We start from the raw sequence: 20,778 nt of genomic DNA, 5'->3' as shown, positions 1-20,778 counted from the left end.
CTCCTTTCTTTATGTACGAGGCTGTTCGCCGCATGATTGCCGCACAATCAAGCTCGGCTCAAGCACGGTCATACCGCTTCCTCGCGGTTTGTTTTTCGACTGAATCCGTTTGATAAGCTTCTGTGCAGCGAGCACGCCCATTTCATAAGCAGGCTGGTTCACTGTCGTCAGCGGAGGGTGCAGATGCTTGGACCAGACCGTTTCGTCATAGCCGAGAACGGCCACATCATCCGGGACCGTATAGCCGGCCTCCTTGATGCCTTCCAAAATTTCCAGCGTCATCATGTTGTTCGTGGAGAGGATGCCGTCCGGTTTAAATTCCGCCAGCAGCCGCTGCACCGCCCGTTTCGCCGCGCCTTCCCGCATCTCCGCCACTACGACGGTATAGCTGTCCTCCGCAAGGCCGCGCTCCGCCAACATATCCTTGAAGCCGTTGACCCTCTCCTGCCAGGTGCTGATCCCTTCATAAGGGTAGACCAAGGCGGCAAGCCTCTTCTTGCCCAGGCTCAGCAAATGCTCCACAGCCAGCTGTGCGCCCTTGCGGTTGTCGACCACCACCCCGTCGGCGGCGAGTCCCTCCACCTTGCGGTTTACGACGACAAACGGATACTTGTCGGCCGTCAGCTTGTCAAACATCTCTTTGTTGCCCAAGGTCGGGTTGATCACGATGCCGTCCACTCTGCGGTGCTGCAGCCCGTGAATCAGCTCCTCCTCCAGCCGGTTGTCCTCGTTGGAATTGCAGATCATCAGGCTGTAGCCGTGCTTCCGGCAAGTATCCTCCACACCTTCCAGCACTCGCGTCCAAAACGAATTTTTCAGATTGGAAAGAACGATGCCGAGCACATTCGTCTTCATCTGCTTCAGCCCTTTGGCCAGCAGATTCGGCTGGTAATTCAGCTCTTTGATCACCTGCAGCACTCGTTCCTTCGTTTCGGCGGTCGTATGCCCGTAATTTTTGTTAATAATCCGCGAAACCGTCGACTTGGAAACGCCTGCGCGCTCGGCTACGTCCGAAATCGTCACTTTCAAGCCGGTTCCTCCCTTCCTAATCTGTACAACGCTTCGTAATCGTTTACACTCAATGTATGAACTTTACCGTTACTTGTCAAGGGAGACCTGAACATTACCCGCATCATCCAAACCGATTCAACCTAATGAACGCCCGAAATACATGTTTTTACAAAATAAGCGGCACGTTTGTCGAAAAAAGAAAAATCTTGAAAGCGGTTAACTTTCAAGTTATATTTTACCTGTATTTAGCAATCTTTTACGAAGCGATTATAAACCGATTTTGGAAAACGATTTACAGAATGCAAATAGCGACGCTCATGAGACTGTCGATTAAAGGACGGGAACGGGCTTTGGAGATGACTTCGAAGCTCAAACACGTTTTATTGCATTAATTTGATTAGACTTTTCGGTATCAATGCAATAAAAAACTCGCCCTGAAGCCATTCTCCAAGCCCTTTATCGTTTCCCTACTTCACAAAATGGTATATCCGCCATCCATCGTAAACACGCCGCCTGTCGCGTAAGAAGAAGCATCCGACGCCAGGAACAAGGCTATGCCCTGCAGCTCGTCCGGCGTGCCCGGACGGTGCATCGGCGTCATCTGCAACCAGGTTTTGACCATATGGCTGTCCTTGTTCTCGTTAAAGTCCGACGCTGTCATCTCGGTCTTCATATAGCCCGGCGCGATCGTATTGATTCGAATGTTGTATTCGGCCCATTCCAAAGCCATACTCTTCGTAATCATAATGACCCCGGCTTTGGAAGCGTTGTAAGCGGTATGCTTCTGCGGAACGTTGGCGATAATGCCCGATATGGAGGAAATGTTGATGATCGATCCTCTTCTTTGCCCGATCATCACTTTACCTACCGCCTTGGAAACGAGGAACACGCTGTTCATATTGACATCCATCACCCGCTGCCAATCTTGGTAGCTCATATGTTCAATTTCGATACGCGCACCGATCCCCGCATTGTTGATCAGCACATCGATCTGTCCATATTGAGCCATCACCTTCTCTACCATCCGATCGATCTGTTCTTCATCCGTCACATCGACCTGAACGGCCAAGGCGTTGACGCCCTGACCCATAAGCTCTTCGGCAAACCGTGCGGCTGCCTCCAAGTTAATATCGGCTACCACGATATGAGCGCCGGCTTCCGCCAAGCCTCTGGCCATTTCTTTACCCAATCCCGATGCGGAACCTGTAACAATTGCAACCCTGTTATCCAAACGGAATTTATCAAATATCATCGTTCATGTCTCCTTTTTCTCAATAAATATATTTTATCGACCGACAGCCCGCTGTCTGGGTTGACGCTTCATTGTCTCGACTGACCGCACACTGGCATGGCTAACAGTCCATTGTTTCGGCTTACTATCCGTTCATGAATCTTCGTTACCCTTTCACGGCTCCCATTGTCATCCCGCGGACAAACGCTTTCTGCGACAGCCATCCGAGTATGATCGGAGGCAGCACCGCAATGGTCGAAATCGCCGACATCTTAGCCCAAAACAGCCCCTGCTGCGTCATAAACGAAGCCATATAAACCGGGATGGTCGACGATTGTACGCTTGTAAAGCTGACGGCAAAGAAAAACTCGTTCCATGTAAACACAAACACTAATAAAGCGGACGAAGCAACGCCTGATTTGATCAGCGGTAGAATGACTTTGAAAAACGCCGTCGTCCGGCTGCTGCCGTCGATCGAAGCGGCTTCCAATATTTCCTTCGGAATTTCCTTCAAGAACGAATAGACCATCCAAACTACCAATGGAATATTGCCCCCGGAATAAAGCAAAATCAGCGTCAACTTACTATCCAGCATCTGCAAATTTTTCAAAATTAAATAGATCGGAACAACGACGCCTACCGGAGGCAGGAGATTGGTCGTCACAAACCAAAAGAACAGATTATTTTGCTTCTGAGGCTGCATCCGCGAAAACACGATCGTATAGGCGGCCATCAACCCTAATACTACCGATATGAGGATCGTAAATACCGTGACGGTAACGGAGTTCCAAATAAAGCTTTGAAATTCCGGCGTTAATACCGTTCTGTAGTTCTCAAGCGTCGGGGTGAAAATAAAGGAAGGCGGCGTAACCTCGGATTCCTTTTTAAAGCTGGTCAAAACCATATAAATCAATGGAAACGAATACAATATCCCTACGGCATAAGCCAATAAAATAAGGAAAGGGCGCGTGATGTTTTTTCTCAAGCTTCTCATTAGACGGCCCCCTCCATTCTGCGCTTCATAAATTTAAAAAACATCGTAATGATAAATAAAGTCAACGCAACCGAAATGACAGACAGCACAGCCGAGTTTCCTACATTCCAGCCGTTAAAGGCCAGTCGGTACGAATAAAACGGAAGGTTGGAGGAAGTTACGCCGGGCCCTCCGGTTGTTGTGACGTAGATCAGACCGAACACTTTCAAAATAAAAATCAAACCAAGCATCACCGCTACTTGCAGATGATTCATGATGGCCGGAAGCTCGATGGACACCAGCCGCCTCCACGCGTTCGCCCCGTCAACCTTGGCGCTTTCCACCAAGTCCGCGGATATTCCTTGAAATCCGGCCAATATGATCAGGAAGAAAAACGGTGTCCATTGCCACACAATCAACATGATCACTGTCAATAAGGAGCCCGGTCCGAAAAAATCAACGGGGGTCAAGTTAAACCACCCGGCAATATAGTAATTGAAGCCGAACGACGGATTGAGAATAAGCGTTTTCCAAATGATTCCCGCCACTGCATCCATAACGAAAAACGGCAATATAACCAGCGTCCGGACTACGTTCACACCGGGAAAATCCCTGTTTAGCATAATAGCTAAACAGGTTCCCAGCACTGTGCAGAACAACAGACTCGCGAGCATAATAATAACCGTTGTGACGATAACGGAATACGTATCTTTCGACTGAAATATTTGTATATAGTTTTGGACGCCGTTGAAGTGAATTCCTTGATCGGGTCTAATCACAATCCATCGTACGAAGGACAGAACGATTGTAGCTATAAACGGAATTTGCGTTACCAGGGCTACAATGACAATCCCCGGTAATGCGAGCCAGGCGGCTTTGTCTCTCGGTTGACTTCTGCCTTCCACCGCTATACACCTCCTACTTCAAATACCCGCCTCGTTTCATCACATTGACGGTAAAATTTTGGGAGTCCTTCAGCATTTGGTCCAACGATTTGGTGCCGGCCAAATAGGCGCCAAACTCTTGTCCGACCTGATCGCCGATTTCCTGATATTCCGGAATGGAAACCCAGCCCGAGCTTTTGTACGGAACCGGATCGATAGCGGGCTTCTCATAATCCGCGTTATTAATCGAGTCCAACGTTATTTTGGCAAACGGAGCTGCCGCTAAATATTTCGGATTTTCGTAAGTTGATATCCGGGTACCCGACGGCGCTCTTTCCCAACCGAATTCGTTGCCGACCATCTCAATGTACTTCTGACTTGTCGACCATGTTAAAAATTTAAAGGCTGCGTCTTTTTGCTTGGAGGAAGTCATCATCGCCAACGACCATCCGCCAATCGCTCCGAAGTTCGGCTTTTTCTTGATCGGCGCCAGTGCGTAACCGATTTTATCCTTCACTTGAGAATCGCCGCTCATTAATGTACCGCCGGATACCGTTGCATCTACCCACATAGCCGCTTTGCCGGTTGACATCAGGTTCAAGCATTCCGTATATCCCGTTGTATTCGGGCTGGGCTCTCCTGCATCCGTAATCAGCTTCTTATAAAATTGAAGCGCTTCCTTCATTTCCGGCGATGAAAACTGCGGGTTCCAGTTCATATCGAACCATTTACCGCCAAACGTATGCAGCATTTGGGTGAAAATAAACATGTTTTGTCCCCATCCGGGCAAACCTCTCATACAAACCCCGGTTACTCCTTTGGCGGGTTCGTTAAGCTTAACGGCCATTTCATAAACTTGATCCCAGGTCGGATTTTTCGGCATCGTTAACCCTTTGGCTTCAAACAAGTCTTTCCGATAAAACATCATCGTGCTTTCCGCATAAAATGGAAGTGCGTATAATCCGCTTTTGGAGGACAATGCATTTACAATAGGCTTCATAATGTCGTCGCGGTTATATTCCTTTTTCGTTGAAGCGTCCATTTTCTCGAAATACGGATCCAACGGCTCCAACCATTTGTTATCGCCCCAATGCGGGACTTCAAACGTTCCGATCGTGGCAAGATCATACGTGCCTGCACCCATCCCCACGGCGGTAGTCAACTTATTGCGAAGTTCATTTTCGGGCAATACGATGAAGTTAACGCCAATTCCGGTTTCCTCCGTAAATTTCGGAGCCAGCTTCTGCATGATCGTCATATCCGGATTATTGACTGTCGCCAGATTGATCGTAACATTGCTCTTCTTGCCGTCATTAGCGCCGCCCTGATTTTCGTTAGCTGCATTCTGCGTACCGTCGGAATTCGTTGTACAGCCCGCCATGACCGTACTTACAAGAAGCATAGCGGAAACCGATTTTAAAATACCCTTCTTCATACATAACCTCCTTATTGGTAATATGACTTCATCATCGAAGCGCTGCCGATCACACCTGCATCATTGCCCAGCAAGGCCGGCACGAAACGGGTATGGTCGCGTACGATATCAAGCGCAAATTCGCAGAAGGCGGCGTAAACCAAATCCGTATACAATTGTCCTGCGGCTGCGATGCCTCCGCCGACGATCACCTTTTGCGGGTTGATCAGGTTAGCCGTATTCGCCAATGCGACTCCCAAGTAAAAGGCTGCCTCACTTATAATTTCCATGGCAACCCGGTCGTTGTTCCTGGCTGCGTCGAATATTTGTTTGACGCTTAAGTCCCCGGTTGCTTGGAACTCTTCCCGGAGCGCCGTTTTTTTGTTGAGCTGTACCGCTTTTTTACTTTCCCTTATAATCGCAAGCCCTGAGGAAGTCGTTTCCAGGCAGCCCTTTTTCCCGCATACGCAGGCAATTCCGGTTTTAGGCTTCACTTTCATATGTCCGATTTCCCCGGCGAAGCCTTGAGAGCCGTGCACGACCTTGCGATCTATAACAATGCCGCAACCGACGCCGGTGCCGAGCGTAATCATCACCAAATCGTTTACATCGCTGCCTGCGCCTTGCCATAGCTCGCCCAGCGCAGCGGTATTCGCATCATTTTCGACCAGCACGGGAAGTCCGGTCAAGCTCTGCATATGCTCCTTTAAAGCGACATTGCTCCAGCCCAGATTCGGCGATTCATTCACAAAGCCGTTAGCCGGATCGATGTATCCCGGCACACCGATGCCGATCCCTTGGACAGTCATACCGGCATTGCCGGTCGTGGCCTTGAGCCTACCAATCAGACCGACGATTTGGGTGCATACTTCACTGTAACCGTTTAATGATGTAGGCGTTTCCAATTTAGCCGCGATGCCGCCTTGTTGATCCACTAATGCGGCTTTAATGTTCGTGCCGCCGATATCGATTCCGGCGTAATAAATCCGTCCCGGCACTAGCTCACCCCTCCTTCCAGCAGCGATCCAAGAAACTCGCCGACATAAGCCCCGGTTTGCTCCGCATGCGCCTGTGCGTCGATACTTTTAGGCGTAAGAATGTTGAACTGCGCATGCGGAATCGTTTTGGCTGCCAATTGCCCGTAAGCATACGGATGGATCGGGTCCAGTTGATTGGCCAGGATCAATGTCGGCACCCGGATCTCGGACCACGCCCTCCGGTCGCGGCTTGGCGCATCGGCGGGAATGCGTATAAATTTGATCCATGTTTCCTCCACATGCGGGTAGTCGAACTGGCGCAGCAAAGAATCGGCGGCATCGGGAGAAACGGCGGCCATATTCATATAAATGTCCGTTTTTCGGAACTGCTCTTTTCCGCGCTCCGCTCCCAACGTTTCGATCATACGAGCGACCGTGGCGAACACCCGCTGCGACTCTGCGGGCTGCGGCATATCCTCCCAGGCAATCCGGCTTAAAATAAGCCCCCTTACTTTGCCGGAGTAATTCAGCGCAAAATGCAAGGCGACACCGGCTCCCATTGAAATGCCTCCAATGACGGCATGCTCCAGCTGCAAATGATGCATCAGCGCAAAAACATCCGCGGAGAACGTATCGAATCCGATTTGATCCGGATCTCCGAGCTCCCTTGTCTCCCCGTGGCCGCGGAAATCGAGAGAAATGAAACGGACGCCCGGTATGGGCTTATATAGCCCTGCCGGCTGGGCGACACTTCCTCCGAGTCCGTGCAAAAATATGAACGGCATCCCTTCGCCTTCATCTATATAATGGAAGCGGATTCCGGCATGTTGAAAATAAGTCATTGCATTCCCCCCTTTACATTCCCAGCTTGCTGTGGAGAAAGGCTGTACTCGCCGCAACCTGCGTTTCACCCAGCCCGTGCATAATCAAAGGGCCGTCAAACGAAGCGCTGCGCAGTAAAGAAATGTAGCAATCGTAATCCAGCATCCCTTGTCCCGCCGCGACAAACGATAATTCATCGCCTGCCGTGAAGTCTTTGGCATGCGCCAAAACAATTTGCTCGCCCAAAAGCTCGAATGCGTGGTGTAAAACGCCTTTCATATCCGCCACATTACCGGGATGAAACAAGTTGGCCGCATCCATAACCACCTTCAACCGCTCCGATTGCATTAGCCTGAGCAGAGACTGGGCGCGACCGGCGTCGGATACGATATTGGCCGCTTCGGGCTCGATAGCCAGCGTCACCTGGTACGCCTCCGCAATTTCCAGAGCCTGCTCCATGGAAGCTGTCATATCGTCCCATGCTTCCTGCGAATCATTCGCCGGATGCCGCCGCCACATATGGTCCGGGTCCCGGCTTCCCGTGCAAAGCGTAATGACCGAAGTCCCCATCGTACCGCATACCGCCGCCAAATTCCGCAGCTTGACCAACCCGAGGCGGCGCACTTCAGGGTCGGGATGCGCCATATTATACGTGCCGGAAACCGCATGGATCGCAAGCTTCCGTCTTCCCGCCTCCGCTCTCACCCTCGCTGCCGTTTCGGTCTCCACTTGATCCGGCATCGAAGGCAATCCGGCACAAGCCATATTAAATTGAATCCCGTTCAATCCGCTTCCCTGTACAGCATCCAACGTTTCTTCCAGGGAGCTGCGGACGAACGTCTTTGCAAAAATCCCCAGTTCCATATATACCCTCCGCTCGAAACTTATTTAGGATCCAAAAACACTTTGAGCGCAGATTCCTTATTATGAATAATAAATTCAAACGCTTCCTTCACTTGCCGAAGCGGGAAAGTTTTGGTTTGCAGCCGTTTGACGTTAACCTGGCCCGAAACGATAAGCTCCTGCGATTTCTCAAAATCTTTGCGGATAAACATTAAATCGCCCACCAGCTCCAGCTCCCGGTCCTGGATCAACGATACGGGAAGCAGCACCTCGTTATCGACGACGCCCAATATGACGATCCGGATTCCTTTGCGGGCTATTTCAATCGCTTGGCGGATCGTGTGCGAGCTGCCCACACATTCAAAGATGACGTCAACGCCGTCAGGCGCAAACTGCTTCAGCCGTTCCTTCAGCGCCTCGGTTTTGGAATTGACGGTGCACGGGATTCCCAGCTCCTTGGCCAGCTCCAACCGGAACGGGATCACATCCGCAATGGCGACTTCCGCACCGGCCGCTTTGGCAGCCTGCGCCAGCAATAACCCGATCGTACCCGCGCCGATTACCAAAATTTTATCGCCCTGTTTGACCCGTCCCTGATCCAACGCGTGAACGCCTACGGAAAGAGGCTCCAACATGGCCCCGTCCTCAAAAGACAGCTTGTCGTTCAATACAATGATCTTTTCGGCGGAGACCGCGATATATTCCGTGTAAGCCCCGTCCGTCAAACACCCGACGACGCTAAGCTCGTCGCAAATGTTGTAGCGTCCCTTTCTGCAGTTATAGCAAGTCCCGCAAACGATGGAAGGCTCAACCGCCACACGCTGACCGACTTGATATTTGCTGCCGGTTGCTTTTCCCAGCTTGACAATGACCCCGGAAAATTCGTGGCCCATCACAAGCGGAGGGAATACGAACGGATGCTTGCCATGATAGGTATGCATATCGCTGCCGCATATTCCGCACAGCTCCACCTTCAACAAAACCTGATTATCGCCCGGCTCCGGTATGGCTGCATCCTCCAAAACAAACGTTTCATTGCCCGTAAATTTCGCTTGCAGCATCGGACCAATCACCTCCTCATTTATATTCGCTTCTATACAGCGCCCGAAACCTCCGCCAATTTGACGGTTTCACCCGTTTCAACGGATTTGGCGATCGCCACCATAGCGCGCATCGCAGCAATTCCGTCCTCAACATCTGCACCGATCATCGGCGCTTGATGCAAAATGGTATCCGAGAACGCTTCCACCTGAAGCTTGAAAAAGTGGGCGTCCTCGCCTAGCGGCCGGTGGTACGAGCCGTCCTTGACGGAGAACACTTCGATATCGCTTGATTTGAACAGCCATGGGATATACGTTTTGCCGATAACGCTTCCGTGTTCTCCGTAAATTTGAAATCCCTCATGCCAATCCATCCGAACCGCAACGGTCAAATCGAGCTGACCGACAAAACCATCGGCAAATTCAGCCGTTGCGAACCAACTGTAGGCGCCGAATTTTTGCGTGTTCCAAGCTTTGACGCTGACAATGTCTCCCCCCAAATAACGCGCCGTATCCACAAGGTGGCTTCCATGCGTCAGCATGAAATAGCGAAGCTTATCCTGCTTCGGATTGCCTCCCGGTCGTTTGGCGTTAGCGCTTAGAAGAGGTATCGGTTGGATGTTATCCGTCACCGTATACCGGTAAGAAGAGTCGCAATACCAGGCTTTCAGCGCCAGCATTTCACCGATTTCTTCCTTAATGAACTTCCGGGCGAATGCAATGCCCGGATCGAAACGTTTCATATTGCCGACTTGCAAAATAAGTCCCGTTTCATGCACCTTCTCTCTCAATTTCTCACATTCCTCTATCGACACGCCCAGCGGCTTCTCGACAAGCACGTGCTTGCCTGCCTCCAGCGCTTGAAGAGCAGCGCTTACATGATACTGATCGGCAATACCGATAATGACGGCATCGACTTCCGGATCGGCCAGCATTTGGCTGTAGTCATTGTACGTCACCTTCGGTTTGTGAATTTCAGCCATTCTCGTCAGCAGATCGTCCGCCAAGTCGCAGATCGCATACAACTCTGCGTTTCTGGCTCTTCTGCAGGCTTCAAAATGGGCAAACTGGGAGATCGGTCCGCATCCGAGTACTCCGATCTTTAACTGTTTTGATTCTTTTTCCATGTGAACCTCCTTGCTTGTTTTTGCCTGTATACAAAAAGAATAAACGCACAATCATGCATTGTCAAGATAAATTATGGAAATAATTTTTAATGCCAAAAAGAAACAATTACCTCATATAACCCTTTATTTATAAGGACTATCCGAAATTTCCCGTAATAATAATTGACGAATCTGAATACCATGTTCTATAATTAAAACGATTCATATAACGCAATTACACGGTAATTCAATTAATTCCATGCAAAAACATTCACCGAAAGTAGAGGGCCATTTATGTTAAAAGAGGAGCGGCACCAAGTCATATTGGAACTGCTTCATTCCGAGGGCAAAGTAGTTGCCACGGAATTGAGTATCCGCCTGAACGTTTCGGAAGATACGATCAGACGGGATTTGCGCGAGCTCGACACATTAGGTCTGCTCCATAGAGTCCATGGAGGCGCCCTGCTGCAGGGTCCGCCAATCGTTAATTTCGAGGAAAGGCATCAGCAATCTCCGGAAGCGAAGCTCGATATTGCCAGAACCGCCCTGCAGCTTGTCAAAAATGGGCAGGTCATCATCATTGACGGGGGGACGACCACCCAGAAATTTGCGGAACAGCTCCCACCGCAGCTATCCCTGACCGTCGTAACCAACAGCCCCCCGATTGCCGCGACACTGGCTTCTCATCCCAATGTCGAGGTCATCATGATCGGAGGGCGTTTGCTAAAAGGCTCCATCGTTAATATCGGCGCCGGCACGATAGAAGCGTTGGATCAAATTCGTGCCGATTTGTGCATACTTGGCGTATACAGTATCAATCCTTTAATTGGAAGCGTGCCCGATCAGGAGGAAGCATTCGTCAAACGTAAAATGATCTCCGTTTCGGCCGAAACCGCCGCCCTTGTTACCGCGCAGAAGCTGGGGACAGCTTCCTCCTATGTTGTAACGGAGACGTCGAAGCTGACCTATCTGGTTACAGAGAGGAACGTAAGCCAGGAGCATCTGCTGCCGTACCGTAAATTAGGGGTAACCGTACTGTAAGATGCGCCGAACAGGCCCGGGTCGATGACCCGGGCCTGTTCGTTTTCACATTTTGAACGACCAATCCCGCCAATTTCAAAATTCTTTCCGGTAAGCGCTTGGGCTGCAGCCGACCGTTCGGCGGAACAGCCGGGTGAAATAGTTGTAATCGGGGATGCCGATTTTTTCCGCGACCTCCTGCACGAGCAGGCTGGTTTCGGATAACAGCCGTTTGGCCTGCATCATTCGGAAGTTGGTCAAATAGTCGGTATAATTGATTCCGGTTTCTTTCTTGAAAATCATGCTGAAATAATTCGGCGTGACGTTCACCTGTTGGCAAATGTCAGTAATCGAAACCGGCATATGGTAATGGGCCGTTATGTATTGCAGCGCCTTTTCCACCACTTCCCGGTAATGAACGTTAGGGTCGTTCGGATGAGGGAGCGGCAGTTCGGTTTGTCTGCTTTGGATCAGAAGTTGAAGAAACGGTCCCACATCATGCAAAGCTTCAACGGTATCCAGCTTTTCCGAGATATGCTTGTGGACCGCCTGGCCCGGCAAATAAAAGTGATCGACCGCCTGTTCAAGCCAAGCCGTGACCTGCTCCGGCTGGAACCGCGCTTCCTCCAGCCTGGAGATGAGGAGGTCATGAATCTCCTGCTTGATTTCGCCCTGGTCGGCACAACCGTTTATGTATTCCAACGCATTGTTCAGCTGCTGTACCGATTCCTTATCCATTGCGGCATAACGGTCGTCGGGCTTGTATATGGAGAAGCTGCCGTTTCCCGAATAAAACCGCCGCTTGGCCGCAAGCTCCGCTTCCCGGAGCGCTTCTTTCAGCGAATGCTGCAAAAACATAGACGCAGACTGTCCGGAGGAACGCGGCTTCATACAGCTGATACCGAGCGAGAACGTAAACGGCAAATATTGGCTAACGGCGCCGGTTAGTTTTGCAAATACCGTCTGTACGAATCGTTCATACTGTCCGTCCTGCTGTACACTGTCCTCGTTCCAATGAAGGAGCAGCAGAAGCTCACGGTCATTCCAAGCCAATATATTGCACTTGCAATATGGAAAAGAAAGCTCCTCTGCAATCCGGATCAGCACATATTTAAAAAGTGCCACATCGCGTGCGGGATATGTTTGGCGGAGGCCGCTGTAATCATCGATATGAAGCGCAGCCGCCGATAGTCCGCCGGAAGGGAGATGAAGCTTCAAATCAGCCAGCTGCTTGAAAAGCTCCTGCTCGCCGGCATACGTATGATTCAGCACATCGAGCACAAATTGTTTTCGGAGAACGGGAAGCTGTTTATGCAGCAGCTGCCTCACGCTGATCTGCTCCATCATACGGGACCGTTCCTCTTCAATTTCTTTGCGCGCTTGCGCCAACAAGGACAAAAGCTCTTCATTCCCGGACGTCACCTTTAACATATATCCGAGCGCTCCGAGAGCAACGGCTTTACGGGCAAATTCGAATTCCTGATAATTGGACAAGATGATGACCTTGATCGCCGGATGCTTTTCTTTTAATCTGCGCGTCAATTCAAGACCATCCATTCGAGGCATTACGATGTCCGTAATGACGATATCCGTCTGCAGCTGTTCACACAGCTGCAATGCTTCTTCGCCGTCCTCGGCTTCGCCTGCAATAACGTATCCGTTCTCTTGCAGGGCGAATCCATACTTAAATCTTTCTCTGACCAACGGCTCATCGTCGACAATAATTAACCGGATTTGCTGATTCATAACATGCACTCCTTTTCGGATCGATCCAGAAGCACAACAGGATAATGAATCTCAACACGCGTTCCTTTGTCTACCTCGCTCCATATCTTCAAGCCGAATTCCGGGCCGAAGTGGAGCTGCAATCGTTCGTGCACGTTGTTCAAACCAATCGAATTATAACCGTCAAGCTTCGGAACCATCGGTTCTTTCTGCTCCAGCAAAGTAGAAAGCCGTTCGGGCCGTATCCCCACCCCGTTATCCTCCACGTATAACAGTACCGAAGAACGGTTAGGTTGAATTTCGCCTCCGACCTTAATGATCCCCTGCCTTCCCTTTCCTTTGATGCCATGGAAAATGCAGTTCTCGACAATGGGCTGCAAGGTCAGCTTCAAGATCCCCAGCTGGAGCAGAGTATCGCTTAGGTTATACTCGATCTTAAACTTGTTGGCGTATCGGATTTGCTGCAGCTCGACATAATATTGCAGGCCGTTAAGCTCGGTTTCGATCTGCACCCATTCGCCCTGCTTGTCCATCGTATATTGAAACAGCCTGACAAGCGAGCGGACAATAACCGGTATTTGCTCGGTTCGTTTCAGGTCCAGCAGCGCGTTAATGGAATTCAACGTATTGTATAAAAAATGCGGATTAATTTGCGATTGCAGCGCTTTCAATTCAGCTTGCTTTTTCATCACCTCCACCTTCGATTTTTCCTCAATCAGCGTTTCGATCCGAATCAACATATCATTAAAAGAATTGCTCAAGGTTAAAAACTCGTCATTGCGCGAAAACTGAATGCGGGTTTTCAGGTTGCCGCTCTTTACTTTCTCCATATCCCGAATCATTTTCCTGATAGGTTTATTAATGTAGCCGGCCAGATGCAAGGAGGATACGATCATAAGCAGCGAACAAACGACCGCCAAATAAAAGGCGAACGTCCTCAAATCGTTTACTTTGGACAAAAAGCTGTTCTCATCCACAAAATAGACCAGAGAAAACTCATTGAAGCCGATAAACGAACGGGTGACCAAATAACGGGTATTCGTTTCTTTGACTTCGATAAAATCATGGGTATGGCTTTTGTCTTGCAGCCATCCTTTGAGCACAGGCATCAGCGGGCTGTATTTGCCGCTCGTCAATTTGATATCGGTAAGCACGGGATCGTACTGTTTATTGTACAAAATCATGGAAATACGACGATCAAAATTGATTTTGGCGATGGAGTCGTTCAAGTTGGCCAAATTGATATCGGCGACCAGGATCCCGTTAATATCGGCACCGCTTCGTACGATTCTGGAAAAAGAAAAGGTCAACCCCTTGGCCGTATCCAAATATGGACCCATTGAATACAGGTTCGTATTATCCTGGACGGTTTCGTCGAACAATTGCTTGAGCTTGCTTTTGGGCGGGTCTTTGATGCCTGACGACGGATATTTGGTTAAATCGTTGGAGACGTAGTACACTTCCTGCCAGAAGGAGGTCGAGCCATATTTGTACTGCTCCAAAACCTTTACGATGTCGGACTGGGTCAAGCTGGAGCCGTTTCTGACGATATCGCCCGACAGCAGGCTGAACGCCATCCGCATATCGTACAAATATTGATTGAGCTGGTCGTCGGCCCGTTTGGAAAGCATCTGTATACGTTCGTATTCGTTATTGGTAATAATTGTGATCGAATAATGAAACACGATAAACCCTAATGTCAGAGCAGCAGTCAAAGGCAAAATCGAGCTGATCGTAAAAATTTTGAAGCGAATCTGATTAAACAAAGGATATAGGGTTCGTCTGATCATTTTTCGGAATGAAATCCACCCCTTCCGCAAGTTTGACTTCATTTTAATATGTGCATTCCCGGTTGTAAACCACTCCCGGCAAGCGTCTGCCCCAAAGCATTGATTTTTACACCCCGAGTGTAGAATGTTGCTATAATCCTGCTCCACGCCAGGCCTTATAATAAGAAGGCAGCTGCATAATAGTTAAGGGAGGTTTTAAACCAAATGAAGCGTCGACAAAATAAGTACAAACGAATCGCAGGCTTGGCGGCTCTTATTACCACACTTGTTGTAAGCGGTTGCTCGAATGTTGAATCGGGTCCGTCCGGCGTTTCCGGCAATGAGAAAAACAACGCCGGCTCGAAAAAAGCAGTCAAGCTCGTGCTGCCTACGGGCGGCACACCCGATGAGGAGCCTTACTATCAGAATCAGGCCAAAAAATTTAACGAGTTGAATCCCGATATTGACCTGCAGGTGCAGTTCATCCCTTCGGCTCAGTACGGCAATACGACCTCGCTGATGTTCGCTTCCGACGACTGGCCGGATATTATTCGGATGAACGGCAGCATCGCCACGAAAATGACCATTTCTTATGAAAAAGGCTGGATTCGCCCGTTGGACGAATTCGTGACGAACGAGTTCAAAAAGAGATTCCCGGACAATTTCTTCAGCCCCGGCGGGCGGCTGTATATCGACGGCAAGCTGTACGGGATTCCGTTCAACGACAACCGGGAGACGACCTTCCGCCCGCTCTACGTCAATTTGGATATTCTCAAGCAGTTCGGATACAGCGCTCCGCCGAAAACCTGGACGGAATTAAGGGAAATGGGCGCCAAGATTACGAAGCAGGGAGGCGGCAAAATTTACGGCTTCTCCACGACCTCCTCACCTTACCTGGATGCGATTAATTTGTTTGAAACGAATAACGGCCGCTATTTGGATGCGCATTTGACGGAAGGCTCTTTCTATTACGATACGAAAACAGGCAAGTCGGCTGCCGCTAACCCGCAGCTCGTGGAAGCGGTCAAATTCATGCAAAGCATAAACGCCGATAAAACGTTTATGCCCGGGTTCGAATCGGTCGATTTGGCCAAGCTGTATCAGCAGTTCGCCGCCGGAAACGTAGCGATGTTTATCGGACAAAACTGGGTCGCTCCCGAAATCCGCAAGCTGAACCCGCAGATCAACATGATGCTGGCTTCGATGCCGGTACCGGACTCCGGGCGCAAAGGATATAAAGCGATTTATGGGGTATCGGAGCCGTTTTACGGCATCACTTCGAAGTCGAAGCATCCGGAAGCGGCCTGGAAAGCGATCGAGTTTTTCAGTACGCCGGATTTTCACGAAGGCTGGTACAATATCGTGCAGCTGCCGACCGTATTTTTCGACAGGTACAAATTTGCGCAGCCTGACGAGAAGCGCGATCAGGTAGCCAAACAAATTCTTGAGGGCGCCAAGGCCGACCTGCGCGTTGCCCCCTATCCGACCCAGATCAATCCGAATGCGGAAAAATTCCTTGCCGCCATACAGGCCAACGCACCGAAGCCAAGCCTGAACGAGCTGATCAATCTCGCCGTCATCGGAAACAAGGACTTCGAAGCGTTAGCCAAGGAATACGATCAGAAAATGGAAAAAATCGTGGACGAACAAATAGCGGCAATGGCTGCCGCCGGCATGAAAATTTCCCGCGACGTTCTCATTGCGCCGTCGGATTGGGACCCTGCCAAAGATTACATCAAGTAATGCGGTGCCTGACTGTGGAATGGCGATAAGCCGATTTGGCAAGTCAAATATTTGTTTAGGAGCCTGCCTATGACGACGAAGTTGAGCCTTGCTTCCAAGCGTGCACAGCTTGGACGGAGTACGCTCCTTTACCGAATGTCGCAGCATACGTGGCATTATATTTTCATCACACCGATGCTCGTTTTGTTCGGCATGTTTACTTTGTGGCCGATGGCCGGAAGCATTTATTATGCGTTTTTCAACTGGGATGGAATGGGGCCTCCGACGAAATTTGTCGGCATGGGGAATTTCAGGGAGCTCGTGATCGACCCCTATTATTGGAATGCTTTCAAAAATAATTATATTTTTGCCTTCTCCCAGGTTGTCATTCAGTATCCGTTGGCTTTAATTATGGCCATGGTCCTGAACAACGCGTTGTTAAAGGGCCGGAACGTATACCGCCTGTTCATTTTCCTGCCCGTTATTACGACGACAGCGGTCATCGGTCTGGTGTTTACGCTGCTGCTGCATCCGGTGGGAGGGGCGTTCAACTCCTTTTTGAAAATGGCCGGGACAGGGCCGGTCAATTTCCTCGGTAACCCGAACCTGGCGCTGGCTACGGCAATCGCGATTGCTATCTGGAAAAATATAGGGGTAACCATAATCTATTGGCTGGCAGCTCTGCAAACCGTTCCCGCCGAATTGTATGAAGCAGCCAAAATCGACGGAGCCACATGGACGAAAGCGCTTATCCATATTACCGTACCTATCATCGCGCCGATCGGCTCGGTCATCCTGCTGCTGACGTTTATCGGCAGCCTCCATCCGTTCGATCTGATCAAAACGTTGACGAACGGCGGGCCGATGTATGCGACGGATGTGGTCGACACTTATGTTTACCGGTATGCCTTCTCGCCCGAGAGCAACATTCCGCGCTACGGCTTCGCCTCGGCCGCAGGATTTTTGTTCGGTGTGACGGTCATGCTGATTACGCTGCTGCAAGCTCCGTTTCTGAGAAAGGTCGGAAAATATCGGTGAACGAGAGGTGGTTATATTGAACAGGAAGCTGGGGCAATCCGCTTTCCATATCGTCTTTTTCCCGCTGGTCGTCATTTGGAGCTATCCATTCCTATGGATGATCTCGTCGGCCTTCAAATCGCAAAAAGAAATGCTGCTGGGCGGAGCAAGCTTAATCCCGGAATCGTTCACTATCGCGAATCTCGAACGGGCATGGATCAAAGCCAAGTTCGCCGCTTATTTCTTCAATTCCGTCGTCGTCACCTGCTCGGTCGTCCTGGTCATTCTCATTGTTTCGGCGACGGCGGGCTATGCGCTTGCCCGGGGCAGCATGCCGGGCAAGAAATGGATTGTCGCCGGGCTGGTAGCCACCATGTTTCTGCCGAAGGGCGTTACGATCCTGCCCGTATTCGAGCTGATTCAGGGACTGGGGCTCAATAATTCCTACGCCGCCATCATTCTGGCGGAAGCGGGTCCGGCCAACATCGTGGCGATATTGCTATTCATGGGCTACTTTTCGAACATCCCGGCGGAGCTCGAAGAGTCGGCGGTCATGGACGGGGCCAAATTTTTGACCGTTTTCTCGAAAATTATGCTGCCGCTCACGAAGCCGATTATCGGCACGGTCGCGATTTTCAATTTCATCGGCTCGTGGAACGCGTTCCTCGTTCCGTTGGTCTTTACACTGTCGAAGCCGAAGCTGAGAACGCTCGGTGTCGGCATGTATTCCTTCTTCGGCGAAAATTCCGTCGATTGGGCGGGATTTGCCGCGGGGGCGCTCATTTCCGTGATGCCGACCGTCATCGTCTTTCTATTTTTCCAAAAATATTTTATAGAAGGGCTGGCCGGGGCGGTCAAAGGTTAACGGTCGGGGCAGTCAGGGAAATGGTGAAATAATGATGAAAATAATGGTGAAAAACGAGGAGGCGCTGCAATGAAACCTAGTCGGACAGCTATCGTGACGGGCGCCAGCACGGGGATCGGCCGAGGAATTGCATTGAAGCTCGCTGCCGGCGGCTGCGATTTGTTCATTTCACATCTGAACGAGCCGGAGCAGGCCGAAGAAGTCGCACGGGAAATTGACCGGATCCACAGCCGGAGATGCGTCGTTTTCCAAGGGGATCTTTGCTTGGCGGAGACGGCGGAACAGTTGGTTGAGAGAGCTCTCGAGCATTTTACAGTCATTGATGTTCTGGTCAACAACGCGGGCATTACCAGAATGGGGAAAATGACGGAATTTACCCGTGAGACGATCGACCAGCTCTACCAGCTCAATTACAGGGCGCCGATGCTTCTTACCGGACTTGTCGCCAACCATATGATCCGGAAGCAGGTTAAAGGCAGCATCCTGTATACGACATCATCCCGCGGAACAAGAGCCTATCCGGCGGATGCGATTTATGGCGGGCTGAAGGGGGCGCTGGACCGTTCGGTCCAATCGATCGCACTCGAGCTGGCGCCTTACGGCATTCGCGTCAATGCGATAGCTCCGGGAGCCATCCGGGTGAGGCCGGCAACAGGCCATCATGAGAAGCTGGGAAGCCGGATTCCGCTTGGGCGCATGGGCCTCCCATCGGATATTGGCAGCGCAGCGGCGTTCTTGTGCTCCGACGAAGCCTCCTATATTACCGGCATCACTTTACGGGTGGACGGCGGTTTGATTTTGCCGGGAATGCCCGAAAGCCTTAACGTCGACCCGGACAACATCTGGGGAAAAATCAATTAAAAGGACGGTATCAACCATGGCGAAAAGCGGACAATTGCAAATTAGAGATGTCAAAACGATTCTGACCGCCCCGGAGGGCATCAACCTGGTCGTGGTCAAGGTCGAGACGAACGAGCCCGGGATGTTCGGATTGGGCTGCGCGACGTTTACGCAGCGTTATTTGGCCGTAGCTACGGCGATCGACCAATATTTGAAGCCTTTTTTGATCGGAAAAGATCCGTCCCGTATCGAGGACATTTGGAACACGGCCATGGTCAGCTCCTATTGGCGCAACGGTCCCGTGTTGAACAACGCCATCTCGGGGATCGATATGGCCCTTTGGGATATTAAAGGCAAAGCGGCGGGCATGCCGGTATACGATTTGCTCGGCGGCAAATGCAGGGAAGCGGCGGCGGTATACCGGCATGCCGACGGCACGAGTCTGCAGCAGGTCGAGGAAAAGGTGCTGCAATACCGGGAGCAAGGCTACAAGTACATACGCTGCCAATGGGGCGGATACGGCGGCAAGCAGCAGATGATGCACACCCCCGAAGGGGCCGCGGCCGGAGCTTATTACGATCCGGACGCTTATGCCCGCAGCGTGCCTGCCTTGTTCGACCATATCCGTTCCAAGGTCGGATTTGACGTGGAGCTTCTCCACGACATTCATGAACGGATCGCTCCCGTCGAAGCCGTCCGTCTGGCCAAACAATTGGAGCCGTATCGTTTATTTTTCCTGGAGGATCCGCTCGCTCCGGAGGATCTGGACTGGTTCCGCGCCATTCGCAATCAAAGCGCCACGCCGATCGCGATGGGGGAACTATTCGTTCACCCGCAGGAATGGATACCGCTGATCAAGAACCAGCTGATCGATTTTATCCGCTGCCATATAAGCGCCATCGGGGGCATTACGCCTGCGCGCAAGCTGGCCGTCTTATCCGAAGCATTCGGCGTGCGCACCGCCTGGCATGGTCCCGGCGACGTATCCCCTGTCGGCCATGCGGCCAATCTGCATCTGGATATGAGTTCGCTGAACTTCGGCATCCAGGAATGGTACAACCCTTCCGATGTGATCCGGGAAGTATTTCCAGGTACGCCGGAAGTGCGCAACGGCTACGCCTACTTGAACGGCAAGCCGGGTCTCGGCATCGACATTGACGAGCGGCTGGCGGCCAGCTATCCGACGGAAAACCGTTTGCCGGCCTGGACGCTGGCAAGAAGGCCCGACGGCACATCGGCCAGGCCTTAGCGGACGGCATGTTGATCCTTTGAAATTGTAACGGATCGTAAGAGACAGTCGATTCATTGTGGGGAACGGACTTTGGAGGTGACTTCGAGGCTCAAACACGTTTTATTGCCTACCGTAACGCCGTTATTTGCCCCGCCAGCCGCCGGTCGGCCCCATTTCTGGCAAAATAACGACTCAGCAAAAGTAAAGGTATACAGAATCGAAACTCTGTATACCTTTACTTTCCGGAGCTGCAACGATTGTTCAGCTATAAAGAAATATCCCAATCAT

General features: G+C 50.8%; 18 protein-coding genes. 6 read left to right on the top strand and 12 right to left on the bottom strand.

What is annotated here, in order from left to right; all coding sequences use genetic code 11:
• Positions 1-9: 9 nt before the first annotated feature.
• The 10 genes from E1757_RS10065 to E1757_RS10020 all read right to left on the bottom strand — a co-directional run bounded on the left by E1757_RS10065 (position 10) and on the right by E1757_RS10020 (position 10,322).
• The gene (locus E1757_RS10065; RefSeq protein ID WP_246079126.1) at positions 10-1,023 is read right to left on the bottom strand and encodes a LacI family DNA-binding transcriptional regulator; all 1,014 of its coding nucleotides are present in this window, start codon (positions 1,021-1,023) and stop codon (positions 10-12) included.
• A gap of 460 nt (positions 1,024-1,483) precedes the next feature.
• On the bottom strand, positions 1,484-2,263 hold the full coding sequence (locus tag E1757_RS10060; RefSeq protein WP_133227318.1) for an SDR family NAD(P)-dependent oxidoreductase: 780 nt from the start codon (positions 2,261-2,263) through the stop codon (positions 1,484-1,486).
• 145 nt (positions 2,264-2,408) lie between these two features.
• A complete protein-coding gene (locus tag E1757_RS10055; RefSeq protein WP_133227316.1) occupies positions 2,409-3,236 on the bottom strand; it encodes a carbohydrate ABC transporter permease in 828 nt (275 codons plus the stop codon).
• The gene (locus E1757_RS10050; protein WP_133227314.1) at positions 3,236-4,120 is read right to left on the bottom strand and encodes a carbohydrate ABC transporter permease; all 885 of its coding nucleotides are present in this window, start codon (positions 4,118-4,120) and stop codon (positions 3,236-3,238) included. Before E1757_RS10050 ends, E1757_RS10055 begins: the two co-directional genes overlap by 1 nt.
• 13 nt (positions 4,121-4,133) lie before the next feature.
• Positions 4,134-5,534, bottom strand: coding sequence for an ABC transporter substrate-binding protein (locus E1757_RS10045; RefSeq protein WP_133227312.1), 1,401 nt, complete (start codon positions 5,532-5,534; stop codon positions 4,134-4,136).
• Between the two features lie 11 nt (positions 5,535-5,545).
• The gene (locus tag E1757_RS10040; RefSeq protein ID WP_165972053.1) at positions 5,546-6,511 is read right to left on the bottom strand and encodes an ROK family glucokinase; all 966 of its coding nucleotides are present in this window, start codon (positions 6,509-6,511) and stop codon (positions 5,546-5,548) included.
• Positions 6,511-7,332, bottom strand: a complete 822-nt coding sequence (locus E1757_RS10035) for an alpha/beta fold hydrolase (protein WP_133227308.1) — start codon at positions 7,330-7,332, stop codon at positions 6,511-6,513. The genes E1757_RS10040 and E1757_RS10035 overlap by 1 nt, the downstream gene beginning before the upstream one ends.
• Before the next feature lie 13 nt (positions 7,333-7,345).
• On the bottom strand, positions 7,346-8,176 hold the full coding sequence (locus tag E1757_RS10030; RefSeq protein WP_133227306.1) for a sugar phosphate isomerase/epimerase family protein: 831 nt from the start codon (positions 8,174-8,176) through the stop codon (positions 7,346-7,348).
• Between the two features lie 20 nt (positions 8,177-8,196).
• Positions 8,197-9,216 (bottom strand): zinc-dependent alcohol dehydrogenase, encoded by a 1,020-nt coding sequence (locus E1757_RS10025; protein ID WP_133227304.1) that lies wholly within the window; start codon positions 9,214-9,216, stop codon positions 8,197-8,199.
• Between the two features lie 32 nt (positions 9,217-9,248).
• The gene (locus E1757_RS10020) at positions 9,249-10,322 is read right to left on the bottom strand and encodes a Gfo/Idh/MocA family protein (protein ID WP_133227302.1); all 1,074 of its coding nucleotides are present in this window, start codon (positions 10,320-10,322) and stop codon (positions 9,249-9,251) included.
• A 273-nt stretch (positions 10,323-10,595) separates the two neighbouring features.
• Here E1757_RS10020 and E1757_RS10015 point away from each other — a divergent pair, with 273 nt between their 5' ends.
• Entirely contained in the window at positions 10,596-11,342 is a 747-nt protein-coding gene (locus E1757_RS10015) for a DeoR/GlpR family DNA-binding transcription regulator (protein ID WP_133227300.1), read from the top strand.
• Between the two features lie 75 nt (positions 11,343-11,417).
• Here the strand turns inward: E1757_RS10015 and E1757_RS10010 are convergent, their stop codons facing one another.
• Together E1757_RS10010 and E1757_RS10005 are read right to left on the bottom strand one after the other, a co-directional pair.
• Positions 11,418-13,067: a response regulator gene (locus tag E1757_RS10010; protein WP_133227298.1), complete on the bottom strand. Its 1,650-nt coding sequence runs from the start codon at positions 13,065-13,067 to the stop codon at positions 11,418-11,420.
• The gene (locus tag E1757_RS10005) at positions 13,064-14,836 is read right to left on the bottom strand and encodes a sensor histidine kinase (protein WP_165972052.1); all 1,773 of its coding nucleotides are present in this window, start codon (positions 14,834-14,836) and stop codon (positions 13,064-13,066) included. Before E1757_RS10005 ends, E1757_RS10010 begins: the two co-directional genes overlap by 4 nt.
• Positions 14,837-15,040: 204 nt before the next feature.
• Here E1757_RS10005 and E1757_RS10000 point away from each other — a divergent pair, with 204 nt between their 5' ends.
• From E1757_RS10000 to E1757_RS09980, 5 genes are all read left to right on the top strand, one after another.
• Positions 15,041-16,558, top strand: coding sequence for an ABC transporter substrate-binding protein (locus tag E1757_RS10000; RefSeq protein WP_133227294.1), 1,518 nt, complete (start codon positions 15,041-15,043; stop codon positions 16,556-16,558).
• Positions 16,559-16,627: 69 nt separating this feature from the next.
• Positions 16,628-17,575: a carbohydrate ABC transporter permease gene (locus E1757_RS09995; RefSeq protein ID WP_133227292.1), complete on the top strand. Its 948-nt coding sequence runs from the start codon at positions 16,628-16,630 to the stop codon at positions 17,573-17,575.
• Positions 17,576-17,582: 7 nt separating this feature from the next.
• Complete coding sequence (locus tag E1757_RS09990) at positions 17,583-18,419, top strand: carbohydrate ABC transporter permease (RefSeq protein ID WP_425464830.1); 837 nt, start codon at positions 17,583-17,585, stop codon at positions 18,417-18,419.
• 69 nt (positions 18,420-18,488) lie between these two features.
• Positions 18,489-19,280 (top strand): SDR family NAD(P)-dependent oxidoreductase, encoded by a 792-nt coding sequence (locus E1757_RS09985; protein WP_133227290.1) that lies wholly within the window; start codon positions 18,489-18,491, stop codon positions 19,278-19,280.
• A gap of 16 nt (positions 19,281-19,296) precedes the next feature.
• Complete coding sequence (locus E1757_RS09980; protein ID WP_133227288.1) at positions 19,297-20,508, top strand: enolase C-terminal domain-like protein; 1,212 nt, start codon at positions 19,297-19,299, stop codon at positions 20,506-20,508.
• Positions 20,509-20,778 lie beyond the last annotated feature (270 nt).

Origin of the sequence: Paenibacillus piri (assembly GCF_004354045.1) — a bacterium.
In the GTDB taxonomy this organism is placed as follows: domain Bacteria; phylum Bacillota; class Bacilli; order Paenibacillales; family NBRC-103111; genus Paenibacillus_S; species Paenibacillus_S piri.
The sequence above is the reverse complement of the archived record's forward strand: the minus strand, read 5'-3'. Positions and strand labels throughout refer to the sequence as shown.

Coding starts and splice junctions, on each gene's coding strand:
- E1757_RS10060 (WP_133227318.1), bottom strand. CDS start 2,263: ATGATATTTGATAAATTCCGTTTGGATAACAGGGTTGCAATTGTTACA.
- E1757_RS09985 (WP_133227290.1), top strand. CDS start 18,489: ATGAAACCTAGTCGGACAGCTATCGTGACGGGCGCCAGCACGGGGATC.
- E1757_RS10055 (WP_133227316.1), bottom strand. CDS start 3,236: ATGAGAAGCTTGAGAAAAAACATCACGCGCCCTTTCCTTATTTTATTG.
- E1757_RS10020 (WP_133227302.1), bottom strand. CDS start 10,322: ATGGAAAAAGAATCAAAACAGTTAAAGATCGGAGTACTCGGATGCGGA.
- E1757_RS09980 (WP_133227288.1), top strand. CDS start 19,297: ATGGCGAAAAGCGGACAATTGCAAATTAGAGATGTCAAAACGATTCTG.
- E1757_RS10015 (WP_133227300.1), top strand. CDS start 10,596: ATGTTAAAAGAGGAGCGGCACCAAGTCATATTGGAACTGCTTCATTCC.
- E1757_RS10025 (WP_133227304.1), bottom strand. CDS start 9,216: ATGCTGCAAGCGAAATTTACGGGCAATGAAACGTTTGTTTTGGAGGAT.
- E1757_RS10045 (WP_133227312.1), bottom strand. CDS start 5,534: ATGAAGAAGGGTATTTTAAAATCGGTTTCCGCTATGCTTCTTGTAAGT.
- E1757_RS10000 (WP_133227294.1), top strand. CDS start 15,041: ATGAAGCGTCGACAAAATAAGTACAAACGAATCGCAGGCTTGGCGGCT.
- E1757_RS10010 (WP_133227298.1), bottom strand. CDS start 13,067: ATGAATCAGCAAATCCGGTTAATTATTGTCGACGATGAGCCGTTGGTC.
- E1757_RS10035 (WP_133227308.1), bottom strand. CDS start 7,332: ATGACTTATTTTCAACATGCCGGAATCCGCTTCCATTATATAGATGAA.
- E1757_RS10005 (WP_165972052.1), bottom strand. CDS start 14,836: ATGATCAGACGAACCCTATATCCTTTGTTTAATCAGATTCGCTTCAAA.
- E1757_RS09995 (WP_133227292.1), top strand. CDS start 16,628: ATGACGACGAAGTTGAGCCTTGCTTCCAAGCGTGCACAGCTTGGACGG.
- E1757_RS10030 (WP_133227306.1), bottom strand. CDS start 8,176: ATGGAACTGGGGATTTTTGCAAAGACGTTCGTCCGCAGCTCCCTGGAA.